The sequence below is a fragment of the Streptomyces sp. NPDC033174 genome (assembly GCF_055577795.1).
The window spans coordinates 414,083-435,962 of the sequence record NZ_JBVIPQ010000004.1 but is presented as its reverse complement, the minus strand read 5'-3'; the positions used below and the strand labels follow the sequence as shown (position 1 = coordinate 435,962).

General features: G+C 71.5%; 19 protein-coding genes. 12 read left to right on the top strand and 7 right to left on the bottom strand.

Annotated features, from left to right (window positions below; all coding sequences use genetic code 11):
• The 6 genes from ACZ5VC_RS15590 (at position 1) to ACZ5VC_RS15565 (ending at position 9,952) form a co-directional block, all read left to right on the top strand.
• Positions 1-3,042 (top strand): type 2 lanthipeptide synthetase LanM family protein, encoded by a 3,042-nt coding sequence (locus ACZ5VC_RS15590; protein ID WP_469120568.1) that lies wholly within the window; start codon positions 1-3, stop codon positions 3,040-3,042.
• Positions 3,043-3,111: 69 nt separating this feature from the next.
• The gene (locus ACZ5VC_RS15585) at positions 3,112-3,312 is read left to right on the top strand and encodes a class II lanthipeptide, LchA2/BrtA2 family (protein WP_468709198.1); all 201 of its coding nucleotides are present in this window, start codon (positions 3,112-3,114) and stop codon (positions 3,310-3,312) included.
• A 97-nt stretch (positions 3,313-3,409) separates the two neighbouring features.
• Complete coding sequence (gene lanM, locus ACZ5VC_RS15580) at positions 3,410-6,178, top strand: type 2 lanthipeptide synthetase LanM (RefSeq protein WP_469120567.1); 2,769 nt, start codon at positions 3,410-3,412, stop codon at positions 6,176-6,178.
• The gene (locus ACZ5VC_RS15575) at positions 6,178-8,340 is read left to right on the top strand and encodes a peptidase domain-containing ABC transporter (RefSeq protein ID WP_469120566.1); all 2,163 of its coding nucleotides are present in this window, start codon (positions 6,178-6,180) and stop codon (positions 8,338-8,340) included. Before lanM ends, ACZ5VC_RS15575 begins: the two co-directional genes overlap by 1 nt.
• An 8-nt stretch (positions 8,341-8,348) precedes the next feature.
• On the top strand, positions 8,349-9,104 hold the full coding sequence (locus ACZ5VC_RS15570; RefSeq protein ID WP_469120565.1) for an ABC transporter ATP-binding protein: 756 nt from the start codon (positions 8,349-8,351) through the stop codon (positions 9,102-9,104).
• Positions 9,101-9,952 carry an ABC transporter permease gene (locus ACZ5VC_RS15565; protein ID WP_469120564.1) on the top strand — a complete coding sequence of 284 codons (852 nt, stop codon included), beginning with the start codon at positions 9,101-9,103 and terminating at the stop codon, positions 9,950-9,952. The genes ACZ5VC_RS15570 and ACZ5VC_RS15565 overlap by 4 nt, the downstream gene beginning before the upstream one ends.
• A gap of 87 nt (positions 9,953-10,039) precedes the next feature.
• On the opposite strand, the gene ACZ5VC_RS15560 is transcribed toward ACZ5VC_RS15565, so the two are convergent.
• The 5 genes from ACZ5VC_RS15560 to ACZ5VC_RS15540 form a co-directional block, all read right to left on the bottom strand.
• Positions 10,040-10,222, bottom strand: coding sequence for a hypothetical protein (locus tag ACZ5VC_RS15560; RefSeq protein WP_469120563.1), 183 nt, complete (start codon positions 10,220-10,222; stop codon positions 10,040-10,042).
• Positions 10,223-10,247: 25 nt separating this feature from the next.
• On the bottom strand, positions 10,248-10,772 hold the full coding sequence (locus ACZ5VC_RS15555) for a LuxR C-terminal-related transcriptional regulator (RefSeq protein WP_469120562.1): 525 nt from the start codon (positions 10,770-10,772) through the stop codon (positions 10,248-10,250).
• 326 nt (positions 10,773-11,098) lie between these two features.
• Positions 11,099-12,220 (bottom strand): sensor histidine kinase, encoded by a 1,122-nt coding sequence (locus ACZ5VC_RS15550; protein ID WP_469120561.1) that lies wholly within the window; start codon positions 12,218-12,220, stop codon positions 11,099-11,101.
• A complete protein-coding gene (locus tag ACZ5VC_RS15545; RefSeq protein WP_469120813.1) occupies positions 12,217-12,876 on the bottom strand; it encodes a response regulator in 660 nt (219 codons plus the stop codon). Before ACZ5VC_RS15545 ends, ACZ5VC_RS15550 begins: the two co-directional genes overlap by 4 nt.
• A 143-nt stretch (positions 12,877-13,019) precedes the next feature.
• Positions 13,020-13,337, bottom strand: coding sequence for a calcium-binding protein (locus ACZ5VC_RS15540; RefSeq protein WP_469120560.1), 318 nt, complete (start codon positions 13,335-13,337; stop codon positions 13,020-13,022).
• Positions 13,338-13,865: 528 nt separating this feature from the next.
• On the opposite strand from ACZ5VC_RS15540, the gene ACZ5VC_RS15535 reads away from it, so the two are divergent.
• From ACZ5VC_RS15535 to ACZ5VC_RS15515, 5 genes are all read left to right on the top strand, one after another.
• A complete protein-coding gene (locus ACZ5VC_RS15535; protein WP_469120559.1) occupies positions 13,866-14,351 on the top strand; it encodes a hypothetical protein in 486 nt (161 codons plus the stop codon).
• A gap of 86 nt (positions 14,352-14,437) precedes the next feature.
• Positions 14,438-15,091 (top strand): toxin, encoded by a 654-nt coding sequence (locus ACZ5VC_RS15530; protein WP_469120558.1) that lies wholly within the window; start codon positions 14,438-14,440, stop codon positions 15,089-15,091.
• Between the two features lie 61 nt (positions 15,092-15,152).
• Positions 15,153-16,379, top strand: coding sequence for an MAB_1171c family putative transporter (locus ACZ5VC_RS15525; protein WP_469120557.1), 1,227 nt, complete (start codon positions 15,153-15,155; stop codon positions 16,377-16,379).
• A complete protein-coding gene (locus ACZ5VC_RS15520; RefSeq protein WP_469120556.1) occupies positions 16,376-16,975 on the top strand; it encodes a hypothetical protein in 600 nt (199 codons plus the stop codon). The genes ACZ5VC_RS15525 and ACZ5VC_RS15520 overlap by 4 nt, the downstream gene beginning before the upstream one ends.
• A 263-nt stretch (positions 16,976-17,238) precedes the next feature.
• Positions 17,239-18,543, top strand: a complete 1,305-nt coding sequence (locus ACZ5VC_RS15515; RefSeq protein ID WP_469120555.1) for a peptidase — start codon at positions 17,239-17,241, stop codon at positions 18,541-18,543.
• A gap of 112 nt (positions 18,544-18,655) precedes the next feature.
• Here the strand turns inward: ACZ5VC_RS15515 and ACZ5VC_RS15510 are convergent, their stop codons facing one another.
• Positions 18,656-19,237 carry a hypothetical protein gene (locus ACZ5VC_RS15510; protein WP_469120554.1) on the bottom strand — a complete coding sequence of 194 codons (582 nt, stop codon included), beginning with the start codon at positions 19,235-19,237 and terminating at the stop codon, positions 18,656-18,658.
• Between the two features lie 170 nt (positions 19,238-19,407).
• On the opposite strand from ACZ5VC_RS15510, the gene abc-f reads away from it, so the two are divergent.
• Positions 19,408-21,003 carry a ribosomal protection-like ABC-F family protein gene (abc-f, locus tag ACZ5VC_RS15505; RefSeq protein ID WP_469120812.1) on the top strand — a complete coding sequence of 532 codons (1,596 nt, stop codon included), beginning with the start codon at positions 19,408-19,410 and terminating at the stop codon, positions 21,001-21,003.
• 60 nt (positions 21,004-21,063) lie between these two features.
• On the opposite strand, the gene ACZ5VC_RS15500 is transcribed toward abc-f, so the two are convergent.
• Positions 21,064-21,759: a TetR/AcrR family transcriptional regulator gene (locus ACZ5VC_RS15500; RefSeq protein ID WP_469120553.1), complete on the bottom strand. Its 696-nt coding sequence runs from the start codon at positions 21,757-21,759 to the stop codon at positions 21,064-21,066.
• Positions 21,760-21,880 lie beyond the last annotated feature (121 nt).

The window sequence follows — 21,880 nt, the reverse complement described above, 5'->3', positions numbered from 1 at the left end:
ATGAAGAGCCACGACGACCACGTCATTGACGACAGTGACGACCACGTCATTTCCGAAGCGCTGCGGACGTATCTGCCGGAGCTGACCTCCCCCGAGCTCATCGAGCACGTCGAGGAGCGGCTGCGGGCGGCCCCGGCCGCCGACAGCGTCCAGGGCGGGAAGCGGCGTCCCGTGCGGCCCGCCGCCTACGACCCGGCCCTCGACCCCGACGGGCTCTTCCACGACTACTTCGCGCACTTCGTACGCCCCTGGGCGGACCTGGTCCGTGGCGGCGTCGAGGCCTCCTCCGTGGTGGCCGGCACCCACACGATCGTCGACGACTTCGTCGACAACCAGACGGGTCTCGTCTCCCGGCTGATGATCCGGACCCTTGTCGAGGTGCTCCACCAGCGCCGTTCCCGCGGTCTGCTCGACGGCGACACCCCCGAGGAGCGGTACGCGGCCTTCCGTCGCTGGACCAACAGCGAGGAGGGGCACGGCGAACTGCTCGCCGCCTACCCCCACCTCTTCCACCTGGTCGACTGCCGTGTCGAGGCGTCCGCCCGGTACGTCCTCGACCTGCTGCGCGAAGTAGCGGAGAACCAGGACGGGTTGGGAACGCTCATGGGCGACGGCGGCTCCGCACCCCTGGTCGCGCGCCTCTCCCTGGGCGAGGGCGACACCCACAACGGCGGCACCTCGGTCGCCCAGGTCGTCTTCACCGACGGTCGCCGCGTCCTCTACAAGCCCCATCCCATCGAGGCGGAGGCGGGATACAACTCCTTCGTGGCCTGGATGAACGAGCGTCTGGGCACCGATCTGCCGACGTACTCCGTCCTGCCCACGGACCGGGGCGGCTTCGTGGAGTTCGTCCCCACCGAGGAGTACGCCGGCGAGCAGAAGGACTACTACGCCCGCGTCGGCACCGTCGCCGGTGTCCTTTTCCTGCTCAAGGCCACCGACATCCACTTCGAGAACATGGTGTCCTGCGCGGCGGGACCCGTGGTCATCGACACCGAGACGCTGCTGTCGCCCCGGCTCACCGTCCCGGAGGCCTACGACGACGGCGCGGCGTCCAAGCTCGGGGCGCTCACGCTCCAGGAGTCGATCATCGGCTCCGGGCTGCTCCCGCTCGTCGTCCGCTCCGGCGACAAGGGTCCCGGCCTGGACATCGGCGCCATCGGCTACGACACCGGCCAGCAGGCCCCGTACAAGTCGCTCGGCCTCCAGAACGCCGGCCGCGACGACATGTTCGTCTCCATGGTGAGCACGCGGACCACCGAGCCCAACGCCAATCTCGCCGTGCAGCGCGCCACCCAGCTGCCGGTGGCCGCCCAGCGGGACACCATCAAGGCCGAGTTCCGCCGCGTCCTGGAGTACGCGGCGGCCCACCCGGACGACGTCATGGACGCCATCGAGACCTTCCTCGGCGACGCCCGGTTCCGGCACGTCAACCAGGCGACGATCTTCTACTCGCAACTGCTGCGGATGGCGACCCATCCCCACGCGATGGCGGACCCGGTGGTCCGCGCCGCCGTCCTCAACCGGGTCGTGCTGCGCACCGGCGACAACCCGGCCCTCGCCGACGAGGAGGTCCGGCAGATGGCCGACGGGGACGTCCCGTACTTCTCGTACTCCGCCCGGACCCGCGCCCTGCACGCCCACGGCCGGGTGGTGCGGGAGGACGCGCTGGCCGAGCCGCCGCTGGAGACCGTGCGCGCCCGGCTCCACGGGCTCTGCGAGGACGTCATCGAACGGGAACTGCGCCTGATCGACCACTCCTTCGTCAACAAGCTGCCGACGGACGAGGAGAAGACCGGCTTCGTGCCCGTACGGGGAGCGGGCCGGCCCGCGGTCTCCGTCGACCGGGACCGTCTCGTCGCCGAGGCGGAGCGCGTCGGCGACCGGCTGCTGGCGACCCTCGTCACCAGCACCGACCCCCGCCACCCGGCGACCTGGATCGCCCCCCAGGTCACCACCGACTCACAGAGCCAGTGGAGCCCCGGCACCCTGGGCTACGACCTGTACGGCGGCAGCCCCGGCCCCGCGCTCGTCCTCGCGGGTCTGGCCCGCGAGACCGGGCGGCGTGACTTCGCCGACGCCGCCCGCCGTGTGCTGGACCCGGTCGAGGAGCAGCTGCGCGGCGGTCTCCTCGCCGAACAGGGCGTGTCCGTCGGCGGCATGACCGGCATGGCGGGCACCGCCTACGCCGTCGCCGTCGCCCGGCAGCTGCTGGACGAGCCGGACAGTGCCCGGCTGGGAGAGCTGGCCCGGGAGCTCGCCCGCTGCTCGGGCGCCGAGGTCGGCACCGATCTGCTGAGCGGGATGGCGGGCGCGCTGGCCGTCACGCTGGCCCTGCACCGGCGGGCGACGAGCCCGGCCGAGCGCCGGTCCGTGGCGGAAGCGGCGGCGACCGTGGCCGCCGCCGAGGTTCGCGCGCTGGGCGGCATCGACCTCGGTCTCCACGACCCGGCCGACGCCCGGGTGACCCCCTACACGGGCTATGCGCACGGCGCGATGGGCATCGGACCGGTACTGGTCCGCCACGGCACCGAGCTCGGGGACACCCGGGTCCGGGAGCTGGGCCTGCGGATCGTCGGCGCGGTGCTCGACTCCTACGACGAGAGCGACCGTGACTGGCCCCGCGTCTGGGGCGAGCCGGAGCGCTCATACGGCTGGTGCCACGGCGCGCCGGGGCTGCTGCTGGGCGCCCTGATGACCGCGGAGCACGCCCCCGAGGCCGTCCCCGCGCCCGTCCTGGCCCGGCTCGCGGGGCTCACCCTCAGCCGTGGCTTCGGCAACAACCCGACGTACTGCCACGGCGACCTGGCCAGCGCCGAGGTCGTGATCCTCGGGGAGCGGACGGTTCCCGGACTGTTCGGCGACGGCGTCGACGACATCTATCCGCGCCTCTTCGGTGACGTCGTCGAGCGCTACGAGCAGCGTTCCGACACCAAGTACGCCTACACCAACAGCCTCATGGTCGGGGAGGCCGGACTCGCCTGGTCCGTGCTCCACCACCTGGACCCGGAGGTCTACCCCTCCATCCTGCGCTTCGCCTAGCGCAGCCACGAACGAGGCCCCCTGAAGGGGTCTTGCCAAGAAGAGCACCACCAACTGAAAGGAACCGTCATGGGCAACATCGCCATGAACGACGCCACCGGTTACGTCTCCGTCGACGAGCTCGTCGAGCTGGCCGACGCGCCGGAGTCCCTGGCCGCGGGCTTCACGCCCACCATCATCCCGGCCACCGCCGTCACCACGGTCATCGTCGGCGCCAGCGCCGCGATGCAGGGCGGCTGCCCGACCAGCGGTTGCACCAAGCGCTGCTGAACCGGCTGAACCGGTACGGAACGGGCGCCCCGGAACTGGTACTTCCGGGGCGCCCGTCCCCACCCTCCCACCTCCGCCCCCGACCCGAGAGCAGACCGTGCACACCGAAGAGCTGGTGAAGCGCATCACCGAGGAGAGGGCCGATGTCTTCGGCGCCTTCTACACGCCGTACCTGGAGGACTGCGCGCAGGACATCGCCGCCTTCCGGAACGACGTGACCGACGCCGATGCCGTCACCGAGTCCGTACTGCGCTCCCTGATGGGTGTCTGTGCCGAGACCGGAGTACGGACCCTGATCGCCTCCTTCCACGCGGAGGGCGGGACGTACGAGGCGTTCCACGCCCGGATCGCCGGCGAGGAGGGACGGGCCGCGCTGCTCGCCCGCTTCCCCGAACTGGACCGGCTGCTGCGCCTGTTGACCGTCCGCACCGCGCGGACCGTCCGCGAGGTGCTGAGCGCGGCGGCGGCGGACCGGCGGGAGCTCGGTGACCTCCTGGGCGTCCAGGGGCGGATCACCTCGCTCGTCCCCGGGCTCGGCGACGCCCACCGGGGCGGCCGGACCGTCTGCCTGGTGACCTGGGACGACACGGTCCGGACCGTGTACAAGCCGCAGCAGGACAACTGCCAGCAGCTGCTGTCCGCCCTCCGCGCGCTCCTCGACGAGGACGGCTCGTTCTTCGGCCCGCTGCACCCGAGGTCGATCGTCCGGCCGACGCATGTGTGGCAGGAGTTCATCACCCACACCGACCTCGACGACGCCGCGTCGTCGGGCGCGTACTTCCGGCGCTTCGGCCGGGTCGCCGCGCTCCTCGGCATGATCGGCGCGACCGATCTGCACCACGAGAACATCATCGCCGTGCCGCGGGGGCCCGTGGTGATCGATACGGAGACCCTGGTCTCGCTGCCCAACGGCCCCCTGGGCACGGCGGCGCCGAGCGCCTCGGCGCAGGCCGCGCTGAACCTCGACATCGAGCACTCGGTGCTCAACACCCTTCTTTTCCCAGCCCGTTACGCGGGAGCGAAGCTGGACGTCGACATCTCGGGGATCGGCTGCGTCCGCCCCGGGGCCTCCGAGCACCTGCAGTCGTACATGGTCGTCGACGCCGGCACGGACGACATCCGCTTCGACCGCAGCCCGGTCGTCGTCGAGCACGGCTCCAACATGGCGACGGTATCCGGTGAGCCGCTGGACCCCAGGGAGTGGGTCGACGACATATCCGCCGGCTACCGCGAGGCGCGCGAGCGGCTCACCGCCCACCGGGACGGCGTCGAAGCGGCCGTGCGGGACTCCGGCGAGTGGGCGGTGCGCCAGGTCGTCCGGCCGACGTATGTGTACGCGCGCTTCCTCGAGGCCTCCACCCACCCCGTACACCTGGGGAGCCGCGAGGCGCGGGCCGAGCTGCTCGGGAAGCTGCCCCGGCACTACCGGGGCGCGGCGAAGGAGTCGGCGGACGCGCTGCACCGTGAGGAGGTGGCCGCTCTTCTCGACCTCGACGTCCCCTTCTTCACGGTGGACTGCGACTCCGCCCGGATGCGGGGTGACCTCGGCGAGGAGATCCGCACGGCCGCCGGAACCGCCCCCCGGCAGTCCGCGCTCGACGCCGTCCGCGCCTTCTTCGCCCGGCCACCGCAGCGCGACCTGACCTATCTGCGGTACGCGCTCGCCGGCTCGGTGGACGACGTCTGGGACGTCCGGCGGGCATCGCGCCACGAGACGCTTCCCGACCTGACCGACGCCCGCGCCTGGCACGCCACGCTCCGCGACCTCGTCGTCGGCGACGAGACGGCGCCGACCTGGCTGATGCCCCGGCTCCAGGGCGACGGGCTGCGCCTCGGCGGGGTCAACGCGCCGCTGTACGACGGCGGAGGCCTGCTGCTCTATCTGGCGCAGAGCGAGGTGCTCACCGGCACCTCCCCGCTCGGCGTCGACATGGAGCGGGCCTCCCGGGCCGCGAGGCATCCGGCCTTCGCGGGCGACGGGACTCCGCTGGCGATGTCCCCCTTCACCGGGGCGCTCTCCGAGCTCGTCACCGACTGGGAGATCCGGCGCCTGCGCACACCCGACGCCCCCTTCACCGTCGTGGGCGCCCGCCCCGACGCCCCGGCCCTCGACGTCGACGCCCTCACGGCGGCGGACTTCGACCACCTCAACGGATACGGCGGCTACCTCGTCTACCTCGCGCGCTACCTGGAGCACGGCGCCCCGGAGCTGACCGGCGTCCCGCCCGAGCGGCTGCTGCGGCGGCTGGTCGCCGTCGACGGCTCCCCCGAGACTCACACCGGTGAACTGGGCCTCGCGCATGGTCGGTTCGGACGCATCGCCGCCATGAGCGCCATGGTCGCGAGCGGCCTCGACGGCGACAGCGGCGCACGGGACCATCTGGAGCGGTTCGCCCACGCCTACGCACGCCACCGGTGGCAGGACGAGAGCCTGCGCGACCGGGCGAGCGGCAACGGCTGGTGCAAGGGGTACGCGGGAGTGGCCCACGCGGCCGGTGAGCTGTTCGCCGCCCTCGGCGAGTCCAACGCCCGGATCCGGGCCTTCATCGCTCCCGAGGTGGAGCGGCTCACCGGCGGTGAACCCGGCGACGACATCAGCTTCTGCCACGGCGTCGCGGGCCGGATCGCGGTCCTGTGCCGGCTGGCCGACCGCTTCGACTGGCCGGAGCTGCGCGACGAGGCCGGGGCCCTCCGCGCCGCGTTCCTCGACCGTCACGGCCCGGGCACGGGCGGCGGCTGGTCCTGCGGCATCGGGACCGAGCCACACCTGCCCTCCTTCTTCCTCGGCCTGTCCGGCTGGCACTACGCCCGGCTGATGCTGGACCACCCCCGGGCCGCTCTCCCTCTCTGTCTCGGAGGCCGCTGATGGCAGTGCGTACCCGCAGGGCCCGCCGGGTCCGGGAAGTCCAGCAGTTCGCCCAGTCCGAATGCGGTCTGTGCTGCATCGCGATGGTGCTGTCCGCGTACGGATCGCGCGACTCGGTCGCCGCACTGCGGCGCGAGCACGAAGTGGGCCGCGACGGCCTGACCATCAAGGAGATCGCGACCATCCTGCGCGGCCGGGGCTTCCAGGTGCGCGCCTTCCGGGCGGGCGCCAACCGTCTCGGACAGCTGGCCCTGCCCCTGATCGCCTACTGGGACGACAGCCATGTCGTCGTCGTGGAGGAGATCACCGACCGCCATGTCACCGTCGTCGACCCGGGCAGCGGGCGGCGGAAGTACCCGGTCGAGGAGTTCGAGGCCCACTACTCGGGTCTGGCCCTGGAGGCCACGCCCACCGCCGACCACCAGCCGGTGCGGCACCGGGAGCCCAGCGTCTGGCGGGACTTCCTGAGGTCGCTCAGCGGCGCACGGACGCCGCTGGTCCAGGCGTTCGTGATGTCGCTGCTGCTGTACTCGTTCACGATCTTCATGCCGATCGCCACGCAGTACGCCGTCAACGACTACGCCGGCTATCTGGAGAAGGCGCCGATCGCGCTGGTCCTGGTGGCCTTCACCGTCCCCATGACGGTCTTCTTCCTGCTCTCGCTGCTGCGTACGGTGTGTCTGGCGGCGGTGATCCGCGGCCTCGGCGAGGCGATGATGGGCAGAACGTTCAAGAAGCTGCTCGACCTGCCGTACAAGTACTTCGCCAACCGCTCGCAGGGTGAGCTCTTCTACCGGCTGTCCAGCATCGCGTCCGTCCGCGACATGATCTCCAGCCAGATGTCGATCGTGCTGCTCGATCTCGGCAGCCTCGTCGCGATCTTCAGCTACATGTTCTACCGCTCGTTCACCCTGGGCGCGACGGCCTTCGCCGTCTTCCTGACGATGCTGGTGGTCGCCGTCTGCACCTACCGGCCGATCCGCCGCATCACCGAGCGGGAGATCAGCGAGACCGCGAAGTCCTCCTCCATCCAGATGGAGGCGCTGTCGTCGATCGAGACCCTGAAGGTCTCCGGGATGACGGACACGTTCTTCCGCGACTGGAGGAAGGTGTACGCGGCGGGCCTGGAGCAGACCCGGCGGCGCATCGTCCTCCAGGGCGCGGCCACCAGCGGCTACTCCGTCTTCCAGGTGTTCGGGCCGCTGCTGGTGCTGGCCGTGGGGCTGTGGCTGGTCCTGCACGGCTCCCTCGACCTCGGTTCGGCGGTCGCGGCGCAGACGCTCACCGCCACCAGCCTCGGCATGGTGATGTCCCTGTCCGGCGCCTTCACCCAGCTGATCACGGCGAACGCGCAGGTGGCGCGGGTCGGCGACATCCTGCACCAGCCCGAGTCCACCGGCGCCTTCGGCGACCGGCCGCTCACCATGCGCGGCGCGGTCTCGCTGCGCCGGGTCGCGTTCGCCTACCCGGGCGCCAAGACCCCCGCGCTCCAGGACATCTCGTTCGACATCCGGCCAGGACAGCGGGTCGCGATCGTCGGCAGCTCGGGCTCCGGCAAGAGCACCCTGGGCAAGCTCCTCATGGGGCTCTATCCGATCCAGTCGGGGGACATCGCCTACGACGGCGTCTCCCTGCGGGAGATCGACGCCAACGCCTTCTACGCCGGCGCCGCCTACGTCCCCCAGGACATCGTGCTCAGCAACCGCAGCATCGCGGAGAACATCCGCTTCGGCATCCCTGACGCCTCCATGGAGGCGGTCGTCGAGGCCGCGCACCAGGCCCATGTCCACGAGGACATCGCCGCCATGCCCCTCGGCTACCACACGCCGGTGAGAGAGATGGGCGGCAGCCTCTCCGGCGGGCAGCGCCAGCGCATCGCCCTGGCCCGCGCGCTCGCCCGGCAGCCGCGGGTCCTCGTCCTCGACGAGGCGACCAGCGCCCTGGACACCGTCACCGAGTCCCGGATCGCCGGCGCGCTGGACCGGCTGGAGTGCACCCGGATCGTCATCGCCCACCGGCTGTCGACGATCGTCAACGCCGACCTCGTCGTGGTCCTGGAGCACGGCCGGGTCGTCCAGACCGGGCGCCACGACGAACTGGTCGCTCGGTCCGGTCCCTACCGGGAGCTGATCCGGTCGCAGGTCGACCTCAACACAGTCTGAACACCCCAGTGGACGAGGAGCAGATGGAGCAGATGGAGCAGGAGACGTACGTGATCTCGGTGCGGGGTCTCGCCAAGGAGTTCCGGGGGACGAGAGCCGTCGACGGCGTCACCTTCGACGTGGCGCGCGGCAGAATCACGGGCTTCCTCGGCCCCAACGGCGCGGGGAAGACCACGACGCTGCGGATGCTGCTCGGGCTGATCCGGCCCACCGAGGGCACCGCGCACCTCTGGGGCCGCCCCTACCGCGAACTGACCGCGCCCACCCGCAGGGTCGGCGTCGGCCTGGACGGCGGCGCGTTCGTCGGCGGCAGGACCGGCCGCGGTCATCTGCGCTGCTACGCGCAGGCCGCCGGCTGTGGACCCGAGAGGATCGAGCTGCTGCTGGCGGACGTGGGCCTGGAAGGCGCGGCGGACCGTCCCGTCTCCGGCTACTCGACCGGGATGAAGCAGCGGCTCTCGCTGGCCACGGCGCTCCTCGGCGACCCCGACCTGCTGATCCTGGACGAGCCGAGCAACGGTCTCGACCCCGAAGGGATGCTGTGGCTGAGGGAGTTCCTGCGGGCGTTCGCCGCCTCCGGCAGGACCGTGCTGCTCTCCAGCCATCTGCTGGGCGAGATGGAGCAGACCGTCGACGACGTCCTGCTGATGCACCACGGACGGCTGCTGTGCGCCGGGCCGCTCGGCGGACTGCTGGAGGAGGGCGAACGGCTGGAGTCGGCCTTCATGCGCCTGACCCGGGCCGGAAGCGGAGCACGCGCATGACCACGAGCACCAGCACGACGACGAAGACGAGCATGAGCACGAGCATCAGCGCGAGGACATCCATGAAGACGCACCTTTCCTCCGAGCTGCGCAAGCTCACCACCACCAAGCTGTGGTGGATCCTGCTGCTCGCCATGGCCCTGTGCAGCGCGGGCCTCACCGCTCTCGTCGTCTTCGGCGGCCTCAACGCCCCGAGGAGTCCGCTCAGTTTCGACTCGGCGGACGAGGTTGTCCCCGCGTACAACCTCGCGGTCGCGCTCGCCTATGTCTTCCCGCTCGCGCTCGGGGTCGTGCTGGTGACCCAGGAGTACAACTCCCGCACCATCACGGCCACCCTGCTGTCCGAACCCCGGCGGATGCGGGTGTACGGCGCCAAGCTGCTGGTGGGACTCTGCACGGCGTTCGTGTACGGAGCCGTGTCGGTGGGCGCCAGCGCGCTGGCGGCGGCCGCGCTGCTGTCGGGGCACGGGGAGCACTCGTACCTGACGGACCGACCGGTGCTGGGGGCGCTCTTCGGCAGCGTCGTGGTGATGACGCTGTGGGGCGCGATCGGCGTGGGTGTGGGCGCGCTCGTACGCAACCAGGTCGTCGCGATCGTCGGGCTCCTGCTCGTCACGCAGTTCCTGGAGCCGACGCTGCGGATCATGTCCTCGTCGATGGGCCATCCCGGTCTGGGCAACCTCCTGCCGGGCGGGGCCGGGGACATCGCCGGCGGCGGCACGATCATGACGGCGGCGGCGGGCGCCGAGGGCGCCTCCCAGGGCCTCGGGTTCCTGGTGCTCGCGCTGTACGCGGCCGGTATCGGCGCGCTGGGCGGCCTGCGGTTCGCGCGCTACGAGGTGTCCTGACGGGCCGTCCACGGCAACACGAAGCCGGACCGACGACCGTGCACGGCACGGCGGTCGGTCCGGCGTTCTGTGTTCCGGCGCCTTTTGTCAGCCTGCGTCGCGGGTCCGTTCCCTTTTCTGCTGCATGACATTGACCAGACCGAGGACCACCGCGAGCAGCAGTGGAATCGCCACGGCGGTGGGGCTGTCCCCGAACAGCGGCGCGACGAGCGCCAGTATCAGCAGAATCGCCACCGGGGTCCAGCGGAGAGTTTCCTTCTTCTTCCCCATCACGGTCTCCTTCTCTCGTTGTCTCTTACCGCGCGGCGGGAAGGTGCGCGGGCATACGTGCCGCGAGCTGGCTCCGGTCCCGGAAACCGGTTTTCTGCAGGATGTTGGACATATGGAATTTCACCGTGCTCTCGGCGATGTAGAGAGCTCCGGCTATTTCGCTGTTGTTCATGCCCTGGCTCACGAGTGACACGACCTCGTACTCGCGGGCGGTGAGCGCCGGATCGCGGCGCCTGACGCGGGCCGCGGTGTGCGAGGGCAGGTGCGCGGCCTGCTCGGTGTGAGGGCCGCGCAGCAGTGGGCGTACGAGCGTCGGCGAGATCCACCCGTTCCCCGCCGCGACCTCGTGAACGGCCTCCAGAAAGGCCTCGTCCAGGTCGTCCCGATCCACCACTGCGCGGACATCGGCCTTGAGGACACCGAGGTGACGCACATCGGTGCCGTAGGTCAACGCCGCGATGGGCACCGGTTCGTGCACTTCGTCGAGCCGGTCGATGTCCACGACGAGCACATCACAGGGCGGAAGGACCTGACTGCCCTCCACCTCCATCGATTGCCACCCTCTGGTGGCGAAAAGACGCTTGAGTCTTCGTCTCAATGACATTCTGGAGACAATGAGTCCGACCGCCATACAGTCGTCTTCCCTGCCCATTCATGCCCTACTTCCCCCGTACGGCCGCCTGTCGGCGTGCGCGGGTCAACGCGCACGGCGATCCTAGCTTTCCCAGGGAAACCACTGCAACTGGCGGGAGAGTCCAAGGTGGATGCCGATAAAGCCCGGCCATTCGACGGGTCACACCCCCGCCGAGTGGCGGGGGTCGGCGCACCGAATCTCCTCCTGCGGAATGAGCGGGAATGCCCAGGAGGCCTTTCTCGTCACGGCCGGACGGGGAAATCGGCGCGGACGACGAATCCGCCGCCGGGCACGGTCTCCGTACGGAACGTACCGCCGAGAAGGTGCGCCCGCTCCCGCAGACCCACCAGGCCGTGTCCGCCGCCGGGAAGGTCCAGCGGCGCGGTGGACCGGTCGGCGCCGGTGTTGCGCACCTCGACGCGCAGGGCCCCGTCGACCGGCCTCACACGGACATGGACGTCCGCGCCGGGCGCGTGCTTGCGGACGTTGGTGAGCGCCTCCTGGACCGTCCGGTACGCGGCCCGCTCCACGGCCTCGGGCCATCCGCCGGTGGCCCCGGGAGTGTCGAGGCTGACCCGCAGCCCGCTGTCCCGGACGAGCGCGGGCAGATCCGCGAGGCGCGGCTGGGGGGTGAGTTCGGACGTGGCGCCCCCGGTGGCGGCCCTCAGCACCCCCACCATGTGCTGAAGCTCGGCGATGGTATTCACCGACAGCTCGCGTATCACTCCCGCGCTCTCCCGGACGGTGGCCGCGTCCGGCTCACTGACCTGGAGCGCCCCCGCCTGCAGGCTGATCAGGCTGACCTTGTGGGCGACGACGTCGTGCATCTCGCGGGCCAGGCGCGCCCGTTCGGTGGACAGCGTCCGCTCGGCGAGCAGCCGGTGCTCGCGCTCCCGGCTCTCCGTGACCTCCCGCAGCCGTTCGCGGCGCAGCCGGGCCGACCGGCCGAGCACCACCGCGCCGACGGCGAGGACGCAGGAGTCCAGCGCGGCGAGAACGGTCCGGCGGTCGAGCGCGAGGGGGTCGTCGATCGGATACGGAAGGAACTGCGCGAGGGCGACCAGCACCGCGCTCACGCCGCCGACGACGGCGCTGCGGCGGCGGTCGGCAAGGCAGTAGAGGGCGATCAGCGGCGCGAAGGCGATGTAGCCGACATAGAGCCCGGGCAGTCCGACGAGCAGGGCCACCTCGGGGAAGCGGCGGCGCACCACCAGCGCGGCGGCGGCGACCAGGGCGATCCAGATCCCGGGCCCCGGATCGAGACCGTTGACCACCAGTCCGTCGACGGCGGCGACGCCCACGGGCAGCGCGGCGGCACAGGCACGCCACAACCGTCCGGCCCCACACGCCTCCGAACGGCTCACAGCACGTCCCCCGGGGCCCCGAGCATCCCCGCGCGGTCCGCGACCACGGCCGCCTGGACTCGGTTGACACCGCCGAGCTTGCAGAGCACCGAGCTCACATGGTCCTTGACCGTGCCGTGGGAGAGGCGCAGACGGCGGGCGATGTCCCGGTTGGACAGTCCTTCGCCGACCAGCACGAGAACCTGGCGCTCCCGGTCGGTGAGGGCCGCCACCCGGCGGGCCGCGTCGCTCTCGCGGCCGGTGGACAGATAGCCGCCGATCACTGCGCTCGCGGCCTCGGGCGCCAGGATGTTGCCGCCCGTGGCCAGGACCCGTACCGCGTGGACCAGTTGCTCGGGAGCCGTGTTCTTCATCAGTAAACCGGCCGCCCCCACCCGCAGCGCGTCGTGGATGTACTCGGTGGCGTCGAAGGTCATCAGCATCGCCACCGCCGGCGCGGACTCCAGGGCGGTGACCTGCCGCAGGACGGTCAGGCCGTCCACATCGGGCATCCGGATGTCGAGGAGCAGCACGTCCGGCCGGTGGGCCCGCACGGCGTCGAGGGCCTCCGCCCCGCCGCAGCCCGCCACCACCTCGATGTCCCCGGCCGAACCCAGGATCAACTGCAGCCCCGAGCGGACCAGCTGCTCGTCGTCCACGACGGCGACCCGAATCACCTTGCGCTCCTTCACCTGCACCACCAGGAGTCACCGAAGGGTACGGCAGTTCGGAGAACGGCTTCGCGGCCCGGGGAACGACCCGGGCCGCGAAGGAGACGCGATGAAGACGCGACAGGAGAACGGGTGGGAGGTGCGGGCGGCTACGGGCAGCTGTTGCGGAGGTCGCCCGCGTCGGTGCTGCAGCTGTCGAAGCCGAGGCCGCCGTACGCCGCGTCATTGCCACCGACGCCGTCGACGGTGTTGAGCCGGTCGCTGCCCGCCTCGCCGAGCACGGTGTCGTTCCCGGCTTCGCCGTAGAGGGTGTCGGTGCCGTCTCCGCCCGGGGCCCTGTCGTCGCCGGGGCCGGAGTAGACGGTGTCGTTGCCGCCGCCCGCGTTGATGGTGTCGTTGCCGCTGAGGGCGCAGATCACGTCGTTGGCGGCGGTGCCGTTGTCGCCGACCGGGCCGCGCGAGCTCACCGGACGCCGCGTACCACTCGTGCGAGTGAGATGTCGTACGAATTCCCGAGAGGATCCGCCCTCGGTGCGGGGCAGCTCGCCAGGACAGGGCCGCGGCACTCGCGCGGAAAAGAGGTGAACACTCTCAACAGGCTTGATCGACACGGAGATTGGGCCAGGAACAGTCTGCTCCAGCTGCCTGCGGCCGACGCTGACGAGGTGCCATACTGCACGAGCAGCCCTTCGCGCCTCCCCCGTCGCGAAGGGCTGCTCACGTCCGTGGCACCACCCCGGACCTGCCCGGACACCGTCACCGGCACGCCCGTAGCACCGCCGGATCCTGTCCGAGGCGTCGTCAGATCTCCACGGGCAGGGGACTCCCCTCGTGGCCCCCTGTCCGTGTTTTTTCGAGTTAACAGTGACGTAGAGTGTTTGCGCAAGCCCAGCCCTGGCTACGGAGCGACTTGCTCCGCTTTGTCACCGGTGCCGGGCCCGGGGCCGTCGTGGCAAGGTCGGTACAGTACGGCGGACGTGAACGTGGGGGGCCGAGTGGACAGCGGCGGAGAACACACGCCTGAGCTGACGACGTTGCAGCAGAAGGTCGAGTACATGGTCGAGAAGACCTTCCCCGGCCAGAAGGTGTCGGGACGGTTCTTCGCCGACCTCGTCAAGGAGCGGGGCGGCTCCCTCTCCCACAGCTACTTCTCCAACATCCTCGCGGGCAAGGTCACTCACCCCTCCGAGGACATCCTCAAGGCGCTCGGCCTCGGTTTCGGCGTGGACTGGCGGTTCTTCAAGGAGGAGTCCGAGGTCGTCGACGACGTCGTCGCCGGACTGCAGTTCCTCGCCAGGCGGCGCTCCGGGGAGATCAGCGGTCTCGCGGGCCGTGGTGTCGACGACGAGGGACTGCCGCCGGACCTGCTGCGTTTCGCCCTCTCCCTCCTGGAGGAGAGCAAGACGGACACCAAGGGCGGGGGCCCCGGGGAGACCAAGGGCGGCGCCGACGACGGTACGGGCGACGGTACGGCGCGGTAGGGAACGCCCGCCCGGTCACTCGCACGCATTGGCTAAAATCGGCGTCCGATGTCACACACACGCGTGACGACGACCAAGAGGCCTCAATGTCCCTGCGCGAGCTGCGGAAAGAGTGCGAAGCCGGACTGGCTGACCTTCCCATCCCCGCCCCCTTCAGCATCGCCGGGCTCGTGGCCAACATGGAAGCCGCCCGCGGCCGGACCATCGTGCTGCACGAACTCCCCGACCGGCTGGCCCGCGTGAACGCGGCGTGCGGCCTGCGGCTGGCCTCGGGCACCACCAGCCTCGTGCTGTACCGGCGGCGGCCCACGGAGTACCAGACCCAGCACGTCATCCTGCACGAGCTCTGCCACGAGTGGTTCGACCACGGCACCGGCCTCGACGCGGAGCAACTGCGGCGGCTGATGCCCGTCTTCGACACCTCGCTGATCAGCCGCGTCCTCGCGCCGGGGACAGCGCCGGCGGGCACCTCACCACCGGGGACAGCACCCCCCGGTGCCTCACCGCCGGGGACAGTGCCGCCCGGTGCCTCACCGCCGGACGCATCGGCGCTCGGAGACACCGTCATCCAGGCGCGGGCCCAGTACGACACCCACGAGGAGCGGATGGCCGAGTTCGGCGCCTCCCTCATCCCCCGTATGGCGCGCGACGTCACCAGCGACGACATGGTCGGACGCCTCGCCAACTCCCTCTCCCGGCCCGTCGCCCACCGGCGGCAGGGATTCTTCCGCCGCTCATGACCCGGTTCGCCCCGGACCCGGCATGCCCCCCCGACGCCCCCCACACCCCTAGGAACCCGACGTGACCCCCCTCGACCTCGCCGGCTATCTGATAGCCGGGCTCATGACGGCCGTGGCCCTCTGGCGGATGCCCGCCGCGCTGTGGGGCGACGAAGAAGACAAGCGCCGCCGGGCCCTGTGGGGCTGCTACGCGGGGTTCGCCGTCGCCCTGTGGACCAAGACCCACATCGTCCGCATCGGGCTCAACAACAGCTCCGTCACCGACCTCGCGGTACTGATCAAGCACTACACGGCGACCATCGCGATCCTGGCGATCCTCAGCTACATCGTCGCCATCTACGGGCAGTACCCCGACGGCGGTGACATCCCCCGGCACGTGCGGTTCGCCCGGATCATCCAGCAGGTCGCGACCAAGGCGTCCGCCGCCACACTGATCCTGCTGACCGTCCTGTTCTTCACCGTCGTCGACCGGCACGTCCCCTCCGACCGGTTCGTCTCCGACCACGCCGGGCAGTGGGGCGCCACGCTCTACATGACGGTGTTCTACCTGTACTTGGGCGCCGCGTCCGCCGTCTGCGCCTACCAGTGGGCGCTCGCCACCGCCGACGCCCGGCTGCGCCACCTGCGGATCGGCCTCGGCATGATGACCGTCGCCATGTTCATCGGCGTCGGCTACACCGTCAGCCGGACCCTGTTCATGTGGATCAGCGTCGCCGACCACCCGAGCGCCTCCTTCGCCCAGAGCTTCGACAAGATCACCGAGGTGGCGCAGCTCGTCCTCTTCGGCTTCTTCGCCGTCGGCGCCTCCATCCCGGCCTTCAGCAAGGGCTGGCGCCGCGCCAAACTGTGGCGGGCCCAGGCCCGGCTCCACCCGCTGTGGAGGGAGTTGATGGTCGCCTTCCCCGACCAGCCCTTCGCACCGCCCGCCTCCCTTCCCCGTGAGCTGCTGCGCTTCGACACCCCGGCCGACCTGCGGATCGACCGCTGGGCCGCCGACATCGCCGACGCGGTCGAGAAGCTCCGCCACTACGTCCCCGATGGTCTGCTCCCGGCCGCCAAGGAGGCCGCGGCGGGCGACGCGCCGCTGGCGGAGGCGTACTGGATCAAGGCCGCCCTCGCCGCCAAGTCGGACGGGGCGCCGGTCGGAGGGGCGGCGGCGGTCGAAGCACAGCACGCCACGGACCAGGACGGCGAGGTGGCGTGGCTGGTCCGCGTGGCCGCCGCGTACCGCCACGTCGACGACGCCCGCGCGCGTGCCGTCCTCGCAGCGCTGGAGCCGGCGGCATGAGCGGGACGGACCGTACGGTCACCGACGACCAGCGGCCGGTGGCTCGTACGGTCACGGACGTCCTCCAGCCCCGCAATGTCCTTCTCGTCGGCATGCTCGCCATCGGCCTCGCCGCGGCGGGCCACTGGACCGGGCTCCTGTGGGGATTCCTCGGCGCGCTCTGCGCCGGGCTGGTGCCCGCCGGATACATCGAGTGGGAGCGTGGGCGCGGCACTTGGAGCGACCGGCATGTCGTCGACCGCACCAAGCGGGCGCCGATCTTCTTCGTGATCCTCGGTTCCATCGGTGCCGGTTCCGTGGTCATGGTCCTCGGGCGGGCACCCGCGGGGATCCTCACCGCGATGCTGGCCCTGTGGGGGATGACCGTGTGCCTGCTGGCCGTCAACACGGTGTGGAAGATCTCGGTGGACTCCGCCGTCGCCTCGGCGGTCGTGGCGCTGCTCGCGGCGGTGCACTCGCCCTGGTGGCTGCTCGGGTACGCCTTGACGATCGCCGTCTGCTGGTCGCGTGTCGCCCTGGGCTATCACACCGTCGCGCAGACAGTGGCCGGCGCGTCCCTCGGCGCGGCCACCGCGGGCGCGTTCCTGCTCTTCTGAATGCCGGGGCCCTGCACCAGCAAATGACGTACGACGGAATGCCCTGAGAATGACATGGCTCACAGAAAAACCACAGGAGTCGTGAGCAACTGTCCGGTTTGGCGTTCTATGACCACCACGGACTCCCACATTCCGCCCGACTGGGCGGGTAAATGCACCTTCTCCGGGCCCTATTGCGGCCATACGATCATGCGGCAGTCGCTCAGCGTGCCGTCTACCGCGGCGACCGCATTTCAATTCTTCGGATCCAGAGAAGGTCTCCTGTGAAGATCCGCCGCATTCTCGCCACGGCGGTCGTCGCCACCGTGACGACCCCCGCCGTGCTGCTTTCCGTCACCCCCGCGTTCGCCGCGGGCGCCCCCGGCGCTCCTGCCCCGCAGACGCAGCAGACGACGCCCGCCAAGCCCTCCGTCGAGGAGCTCGAAAAGGCCGTCGCCAAGGCGAAGAAGACGTACGAGGAGGCGCTCGCCGCCGAGAGCGCCGCCGTGAAGGCCCGCGACGCGGCCTTCGCCGACGACGCGCCGCTCGCGCTCGCCGCGGACGACGCCCTTAAGGCCGCGAAGGCCGCCGCCGAGGCCAAGACGAACGCCGACAACGCGCTCACGGCAGCCAACAACCACCTCCTGACGCTGCCCGCCACCGCCACGCCCGAGGAGAAGGCCGCCGCCGAGAAGGCCGTCGCCGACGCCCAGGAGGCCGTCAAGGTCGCCGAGAGCGCCAAGACCGAGGCGGACAAGAAGGCCACCGCCGCCGCGGACGCACGGGACGACCAGCGGATCGCCACCCTCCAGGCCGCCACCGCCGCCGAGACGGCCCGCAAGGATGCCGAGAAGGCACTGAAGGCCGCCGAGAAGGCGCTCGCCGACGCCAAGGAGGAGGAAGGCGAGGGCGAGGAGGGCAGCTGCGTCCCCGAGCCGCGTCTGACCACCACCCTGACCGGACTGCCGGGCAAGGTCGTCGCCGGTACGACGGTCGACTTCACGCTGCGGATGACCAACGGCACCGAGCGGACCCTGGACAAGGTCTGGCCGTTCGCGAGCGTCCACGCCTTCGACAAGAAGGGGCTGAAGGACCTCGACAAGCTTCTGCACCTGCAGTGGTCGTCGACCTCGTCCCCCGCGTGGAAGCCGGTTGACGAGAAGCACCCGATCGACGCCGTCAACAAGTTGAAGGCGGGCGCCCACGCCGACTTCAAGCTCCGTCTGAAGGTCGACGCGTCGGCGCCGGCCGGCCAGGGCATGGCCTTCCTCGCCGGCGACTACGCCAACGACGACCTCAGCTGCGGCGGGTCCCCCGAGCTGACCGAGTACGTCTTCCAGCTCCAGGCCGCGGGCACGAAGCCCGGCAAGGTCGAGGACGCCAAGCCGCGGCCCAAGCCGGGCACTTCGAACACCACGGCGCAGGGCGGCCAGTCCACGCAGCCGGTGAACACCACGAACGGCAGCCTCGCCGACACCGGCTCGTCGGACGTCGTCCCGCAGATCGCCCTCGCGGGTGGCGCGGCCGTCGTCCTCGGAGCCGGCGCGATGGTCGTCGTGCGGCGCCGCAAGACGGGCACCAACGCCTAGGTCGTGATCACGGCGACGGGCCCCAGCACCTTCCGGTGCTGGGGCCCGTCGCCGTCCCGCCGCCGAGTGCGTCCGCGTCGCCACCCATGCAGTCGCCCCGTCGGTCGCCTGTTCAGTCGCCTGGTCGGCCGCCCGGTCGGAGGAGAGCCTGACGGCGGTAGAACGACGGGTCGGGCGGGGCGAAGGCCAGCCCGTTCTCGTCGAGCGCGTTGAAGACGGTCAGCCAGCCGTCCGCGAGGCCGAACCCGATGTCCACGCCCCGGCCCCCGGCGTCCCCGCCCGCGCCGCCCCGGCCGGCCTTCTCGTCGAACCACTCCACCAGCTCGACACTGTCGACCAACTGCCCGCTCAGCTCCACGAGTTGGGGCAGCGGGTCGGCGCGCCAGGCGAGCTCGAAGCCGTACCAGCGCACCGGCGACCGCTCCGGATCGAAGGAATTCCAGGTGAGCGAGAGGTCGTCGAACTTCTGGTGGTTGATCTCGACGCGTTCGCCGCCGAAGTCGAGGACGACGGGGCAGTCGGGGAACCACTCGTCGCCCTGAAGGTCCCACACCAGCCAGCTGCGCGTCAGCGGCCGCCCCACGAGCCCGCGCAGCCGCTCGGCGTGGGCGGCGGTCACCGCCCGGCCGCCCTGGAGCCAGTGCGGCCGGTAGCCGTCGATGCCGAAGTCGAACACGTTCCCTCTCGCCTCCACGATCGGGACGGTACCGGGTCACGGCGCGCGCGGACGTGACGAGACGACGCGTCTTGCGCGAGAGGTGCGGCGGGCGTACTCTCGAAGTCGCGCGAGACGATACGTCTCGTCTTTCACTGGACCAGAACCGAAGGAACGCACCCTTGCTCCCTGCCTCACCCGATACCCGCATCGTTCTGTCCGGCGTCACCAAGCGATTCGACGACCGTGTCGTCCTCGACCAGGTTTCTCTCAGCGTCCGGCCCGGCGAGCGGATCGGCGTCGTGGGGGACAACGGCTCCGGCAAGTCCACGCTGCTGCGCCTCCTCGCCGGGAGGGACACCCCCGACAGCGGCACCGTCACCGTCGACTCCCCCGGCGGCCTCGGCCACCTCGCCCAGACCCTCGATCTGCCCGGCACGGCCCTCGTCCAGCACGCCGTCGACCTCGCGCTGGCCGACGTACGGACCCTGGAACGCCGCATCAGGCAGGCCGAAGCCGCGCTGGCGGAATCAGGGCCGCCCGGCGCGGGGCAGGCCGGACTGGACGCGTACGGGGAGCTGCTCGCCGCCTACGAGGCACGCGGCGGCCGCGACGCCGACCGCCGCGTCGACACCGTCCTCCACCGCCTCGGCGAACGGGCCGCACTCGACCGGGACCGGCCCCTCGGCACCCTGTCGGGCGGGCAGCGCTCGCGGCTCGCGCTCGCCGCGACCCTCGCGGCCGACCCGGAGCTGCTGCTCCTGGACGAGCCGACCAACGACCTCGACGACGAGGCCGTCGCCTGGCTGGAGGACCGGCTCCGCGCCCATCGCGGCACGGTCGTCGCCGTCACCCACGACCGCGTCTTCCTGGACCGCGTCACCACCGCGATCCTGGAGGTCGACCAGGACCTGCGGACCGTCCGCAGGTACGGCGACGGTTACGCCGGTTACCTCACCGGCCGGGCCGCCGCCCGCGCCCGTTGGGAGCGGGAGTACGAGGAGTGGCGCGCGGAGCTCGCCCGGAACGCCGCCCTCGCGGACACCGCCATCGACCGCTTCTCCGCGATCCCGCGCAAGGCACCGGCGGCCTTCAGCGGCGCCGGGGCGTTCCGGGCCAGGTCTCGGGCGCACGGAGCGATGAGCCGTATTCGCGCGGCGCGTGAGCGGACGGCGCGGCTGACCGAGAACCCGGTCGCCGCCCCGCCGCGGCCGCTGCGGTTCACCGGCCGGATCGAGGGGGAGGCCTCCGCACCGGTCGAACTCACCGATGTGGAGGTGGCGGGGCGGCTGCGGCTCGGAAGCCTGCGTCTGGCCCCGGGCGAACGGCTCCTCGTCACGGGCCCCAATGGCTCCGGGAAAACCACCCTCCTGCGCCTCCTCGCCGGTGAACTCGCCCCGGACAGGGGCACGGTCCGCCGCCCCGCTCGAGTCGGCCACCTGCGCCAGGACTCCGCCCCGCCGACGGAGACCCGTACGGTCGCCGAGGCGTACGGCCCCGAGCGCGCCGCCCGGTTGCTCGACCTGGGGCTCCTCGCCCCGCGCGACCTGGCAACCCCGGTCTCGGGCCTGTCGACGGGCCAGCGCCGCAAACTCGAACTCTCCGCCCTGACCGCCCACCCCCTCGACCTCCTCCTCCTCGATGAACCGACCAACCACCTGTCTCCCGGCCTGGTCGAGGAACTGGAGGCGGCCCTCGCGTCCTACGCGGGCACGCTGGTCCTGGTGACCCACGACCGCCGCATCCGCGCGGGGTTCACGGGCCGCCGCCTCGAACTGACGGCGGGGGTGATGGCGACGGCGTGAGGGCGGCGGGCGCTCCGGGGCCCGGGGACACCCGGGCCCGTGCGGCGCCCCCCCTGCCCCCTACGCCCGGCGCGCGATGAGGGTTTCGAGGCCGTCGAGGATGCGCTCCAGGCCGAAGTCGAGCGCCTGGTCGCGGCCGCCCGTCGCGTCCACGGAGGCCAGCGTCGCGCCGAGGGCCGGAAAGCGTTCGCCGTGTTCGCGCATCACCTCGCCCAGGGCCAGCGCCAGTTGCTCCTCGGTCCGCTCCCCCGGCCCCGTCGCGCGGGCCTGGGCCGCGATGCCCCGGACATGGCCGGTGAGCAGGACCACCGCGTCCATCCGCTCCGCCCCGGTCAGGCCCGTCCCCTCCAGGGCGACGAGCGCCTCCTCCAGCCAGGCGAGTTCCTTCGGCCCCATCACCCGCGCGCCGAGGGTGGCGTCCAGGAGCCAGGGGTGCTCGTGGAACCAGACCGACAGCCCGTGCGACCAGGCGTCGAGCCGCTCCCGCCAGCCGCCCTCCCGGGCCTCCGTCACTTCGCCGATCGCCGACTCCACCATCAACGCGACGAGTTCCGCCTTCCCGGGCACGTACCGGTAGAGCGACATCTTGGTCTTCCCGAGCCGCTCGGCGACGCGCTGCATGGTCACCGCGCCCAGCCCCTCCGCGTCGGCGATCTCCACGCCCGCCCGCGCGATCCGCTCCAGGGTCAGCGCCGGCTTGGGCCCGCGCGTCGGCCGGGCGGGCGGCCCCCAGAGCAGCCGCACCATCTCGTCCATCCCACCACTCTCCTTCGCCACGCCGCGCTCCACCCTCTCCACCTCACCGTCGCCGGCTCACCGTCTCCGCCGCACGTCTCCGGCCTCGGCCCTTGCGGCGAGGGGAAACTGCGTCTACCGT

Coding starts and splice junctions, on each gene's coding strand:
- ACZ5VC_RS15575 (WP_469120566.1), top strand. CDS start 6,178: ATGGCAGTGCGTACCCGCAGGGCCCGCCGGGTCCGGGAAGTCCAGCAG.
- ACZ5VC_RS15560 (WP_469120563.1), bottom strand. CDS start 10,222: ATGGGGAAGAAGAAGGAAACTCTCCGCTGGACCCCGGTGGCGATTCTG.
- ACZ5VC_RS15555 (WP_469120562.1), bottom strand. CDS start 10,772: ATGGAGGTGGAGGGCAGTCAGGTCCTTCCGCCCTGTGATGTGCTCGTC.
- ACZ5VC_RS15590 (WP_469120568.1), top strand. CDS start 1: ATGAAGAGCCACGACGACCACGTCATTGACGACAGTGACGACCACGTC.
- ACZ5VC_RS15565 (WP_469120564.1), top strand. CDS start 9,101: ATGACCACGAGCACCAGCACGACGACGAAGACGAGCATGAGCACGAGC.
- ACZ5VC_RS15530 (WP_469120558.1), top strand. CDS start 14,438: ATGTCCCTGCGCGAGCTGCGGAAAGAGTGCGAAGCCGGACTGGCTGAC.
- ACZ5VC_RS15500 (WP_469120553.1), bottom strand. CDS start 21,759: ATGGACGAGATGGTGCGGCTGCTCTGGGGGCCGCCCGCCCGGCCGACG.
- ACZ5VC_RS15585 (WP_468709198.1), top strand. CDS start 3,112: ATGGGCAACATCGCCATGAACGACGCCACCGGTTACGTCTCCGTCGAC.
- ACZ5VC_RS15520 (WP_469120556.1), top strand. CDS start 16,376: ATGAGCGGGACGGACCGTACGGTCACCGACGACCAGCGGCCGGTGGCT.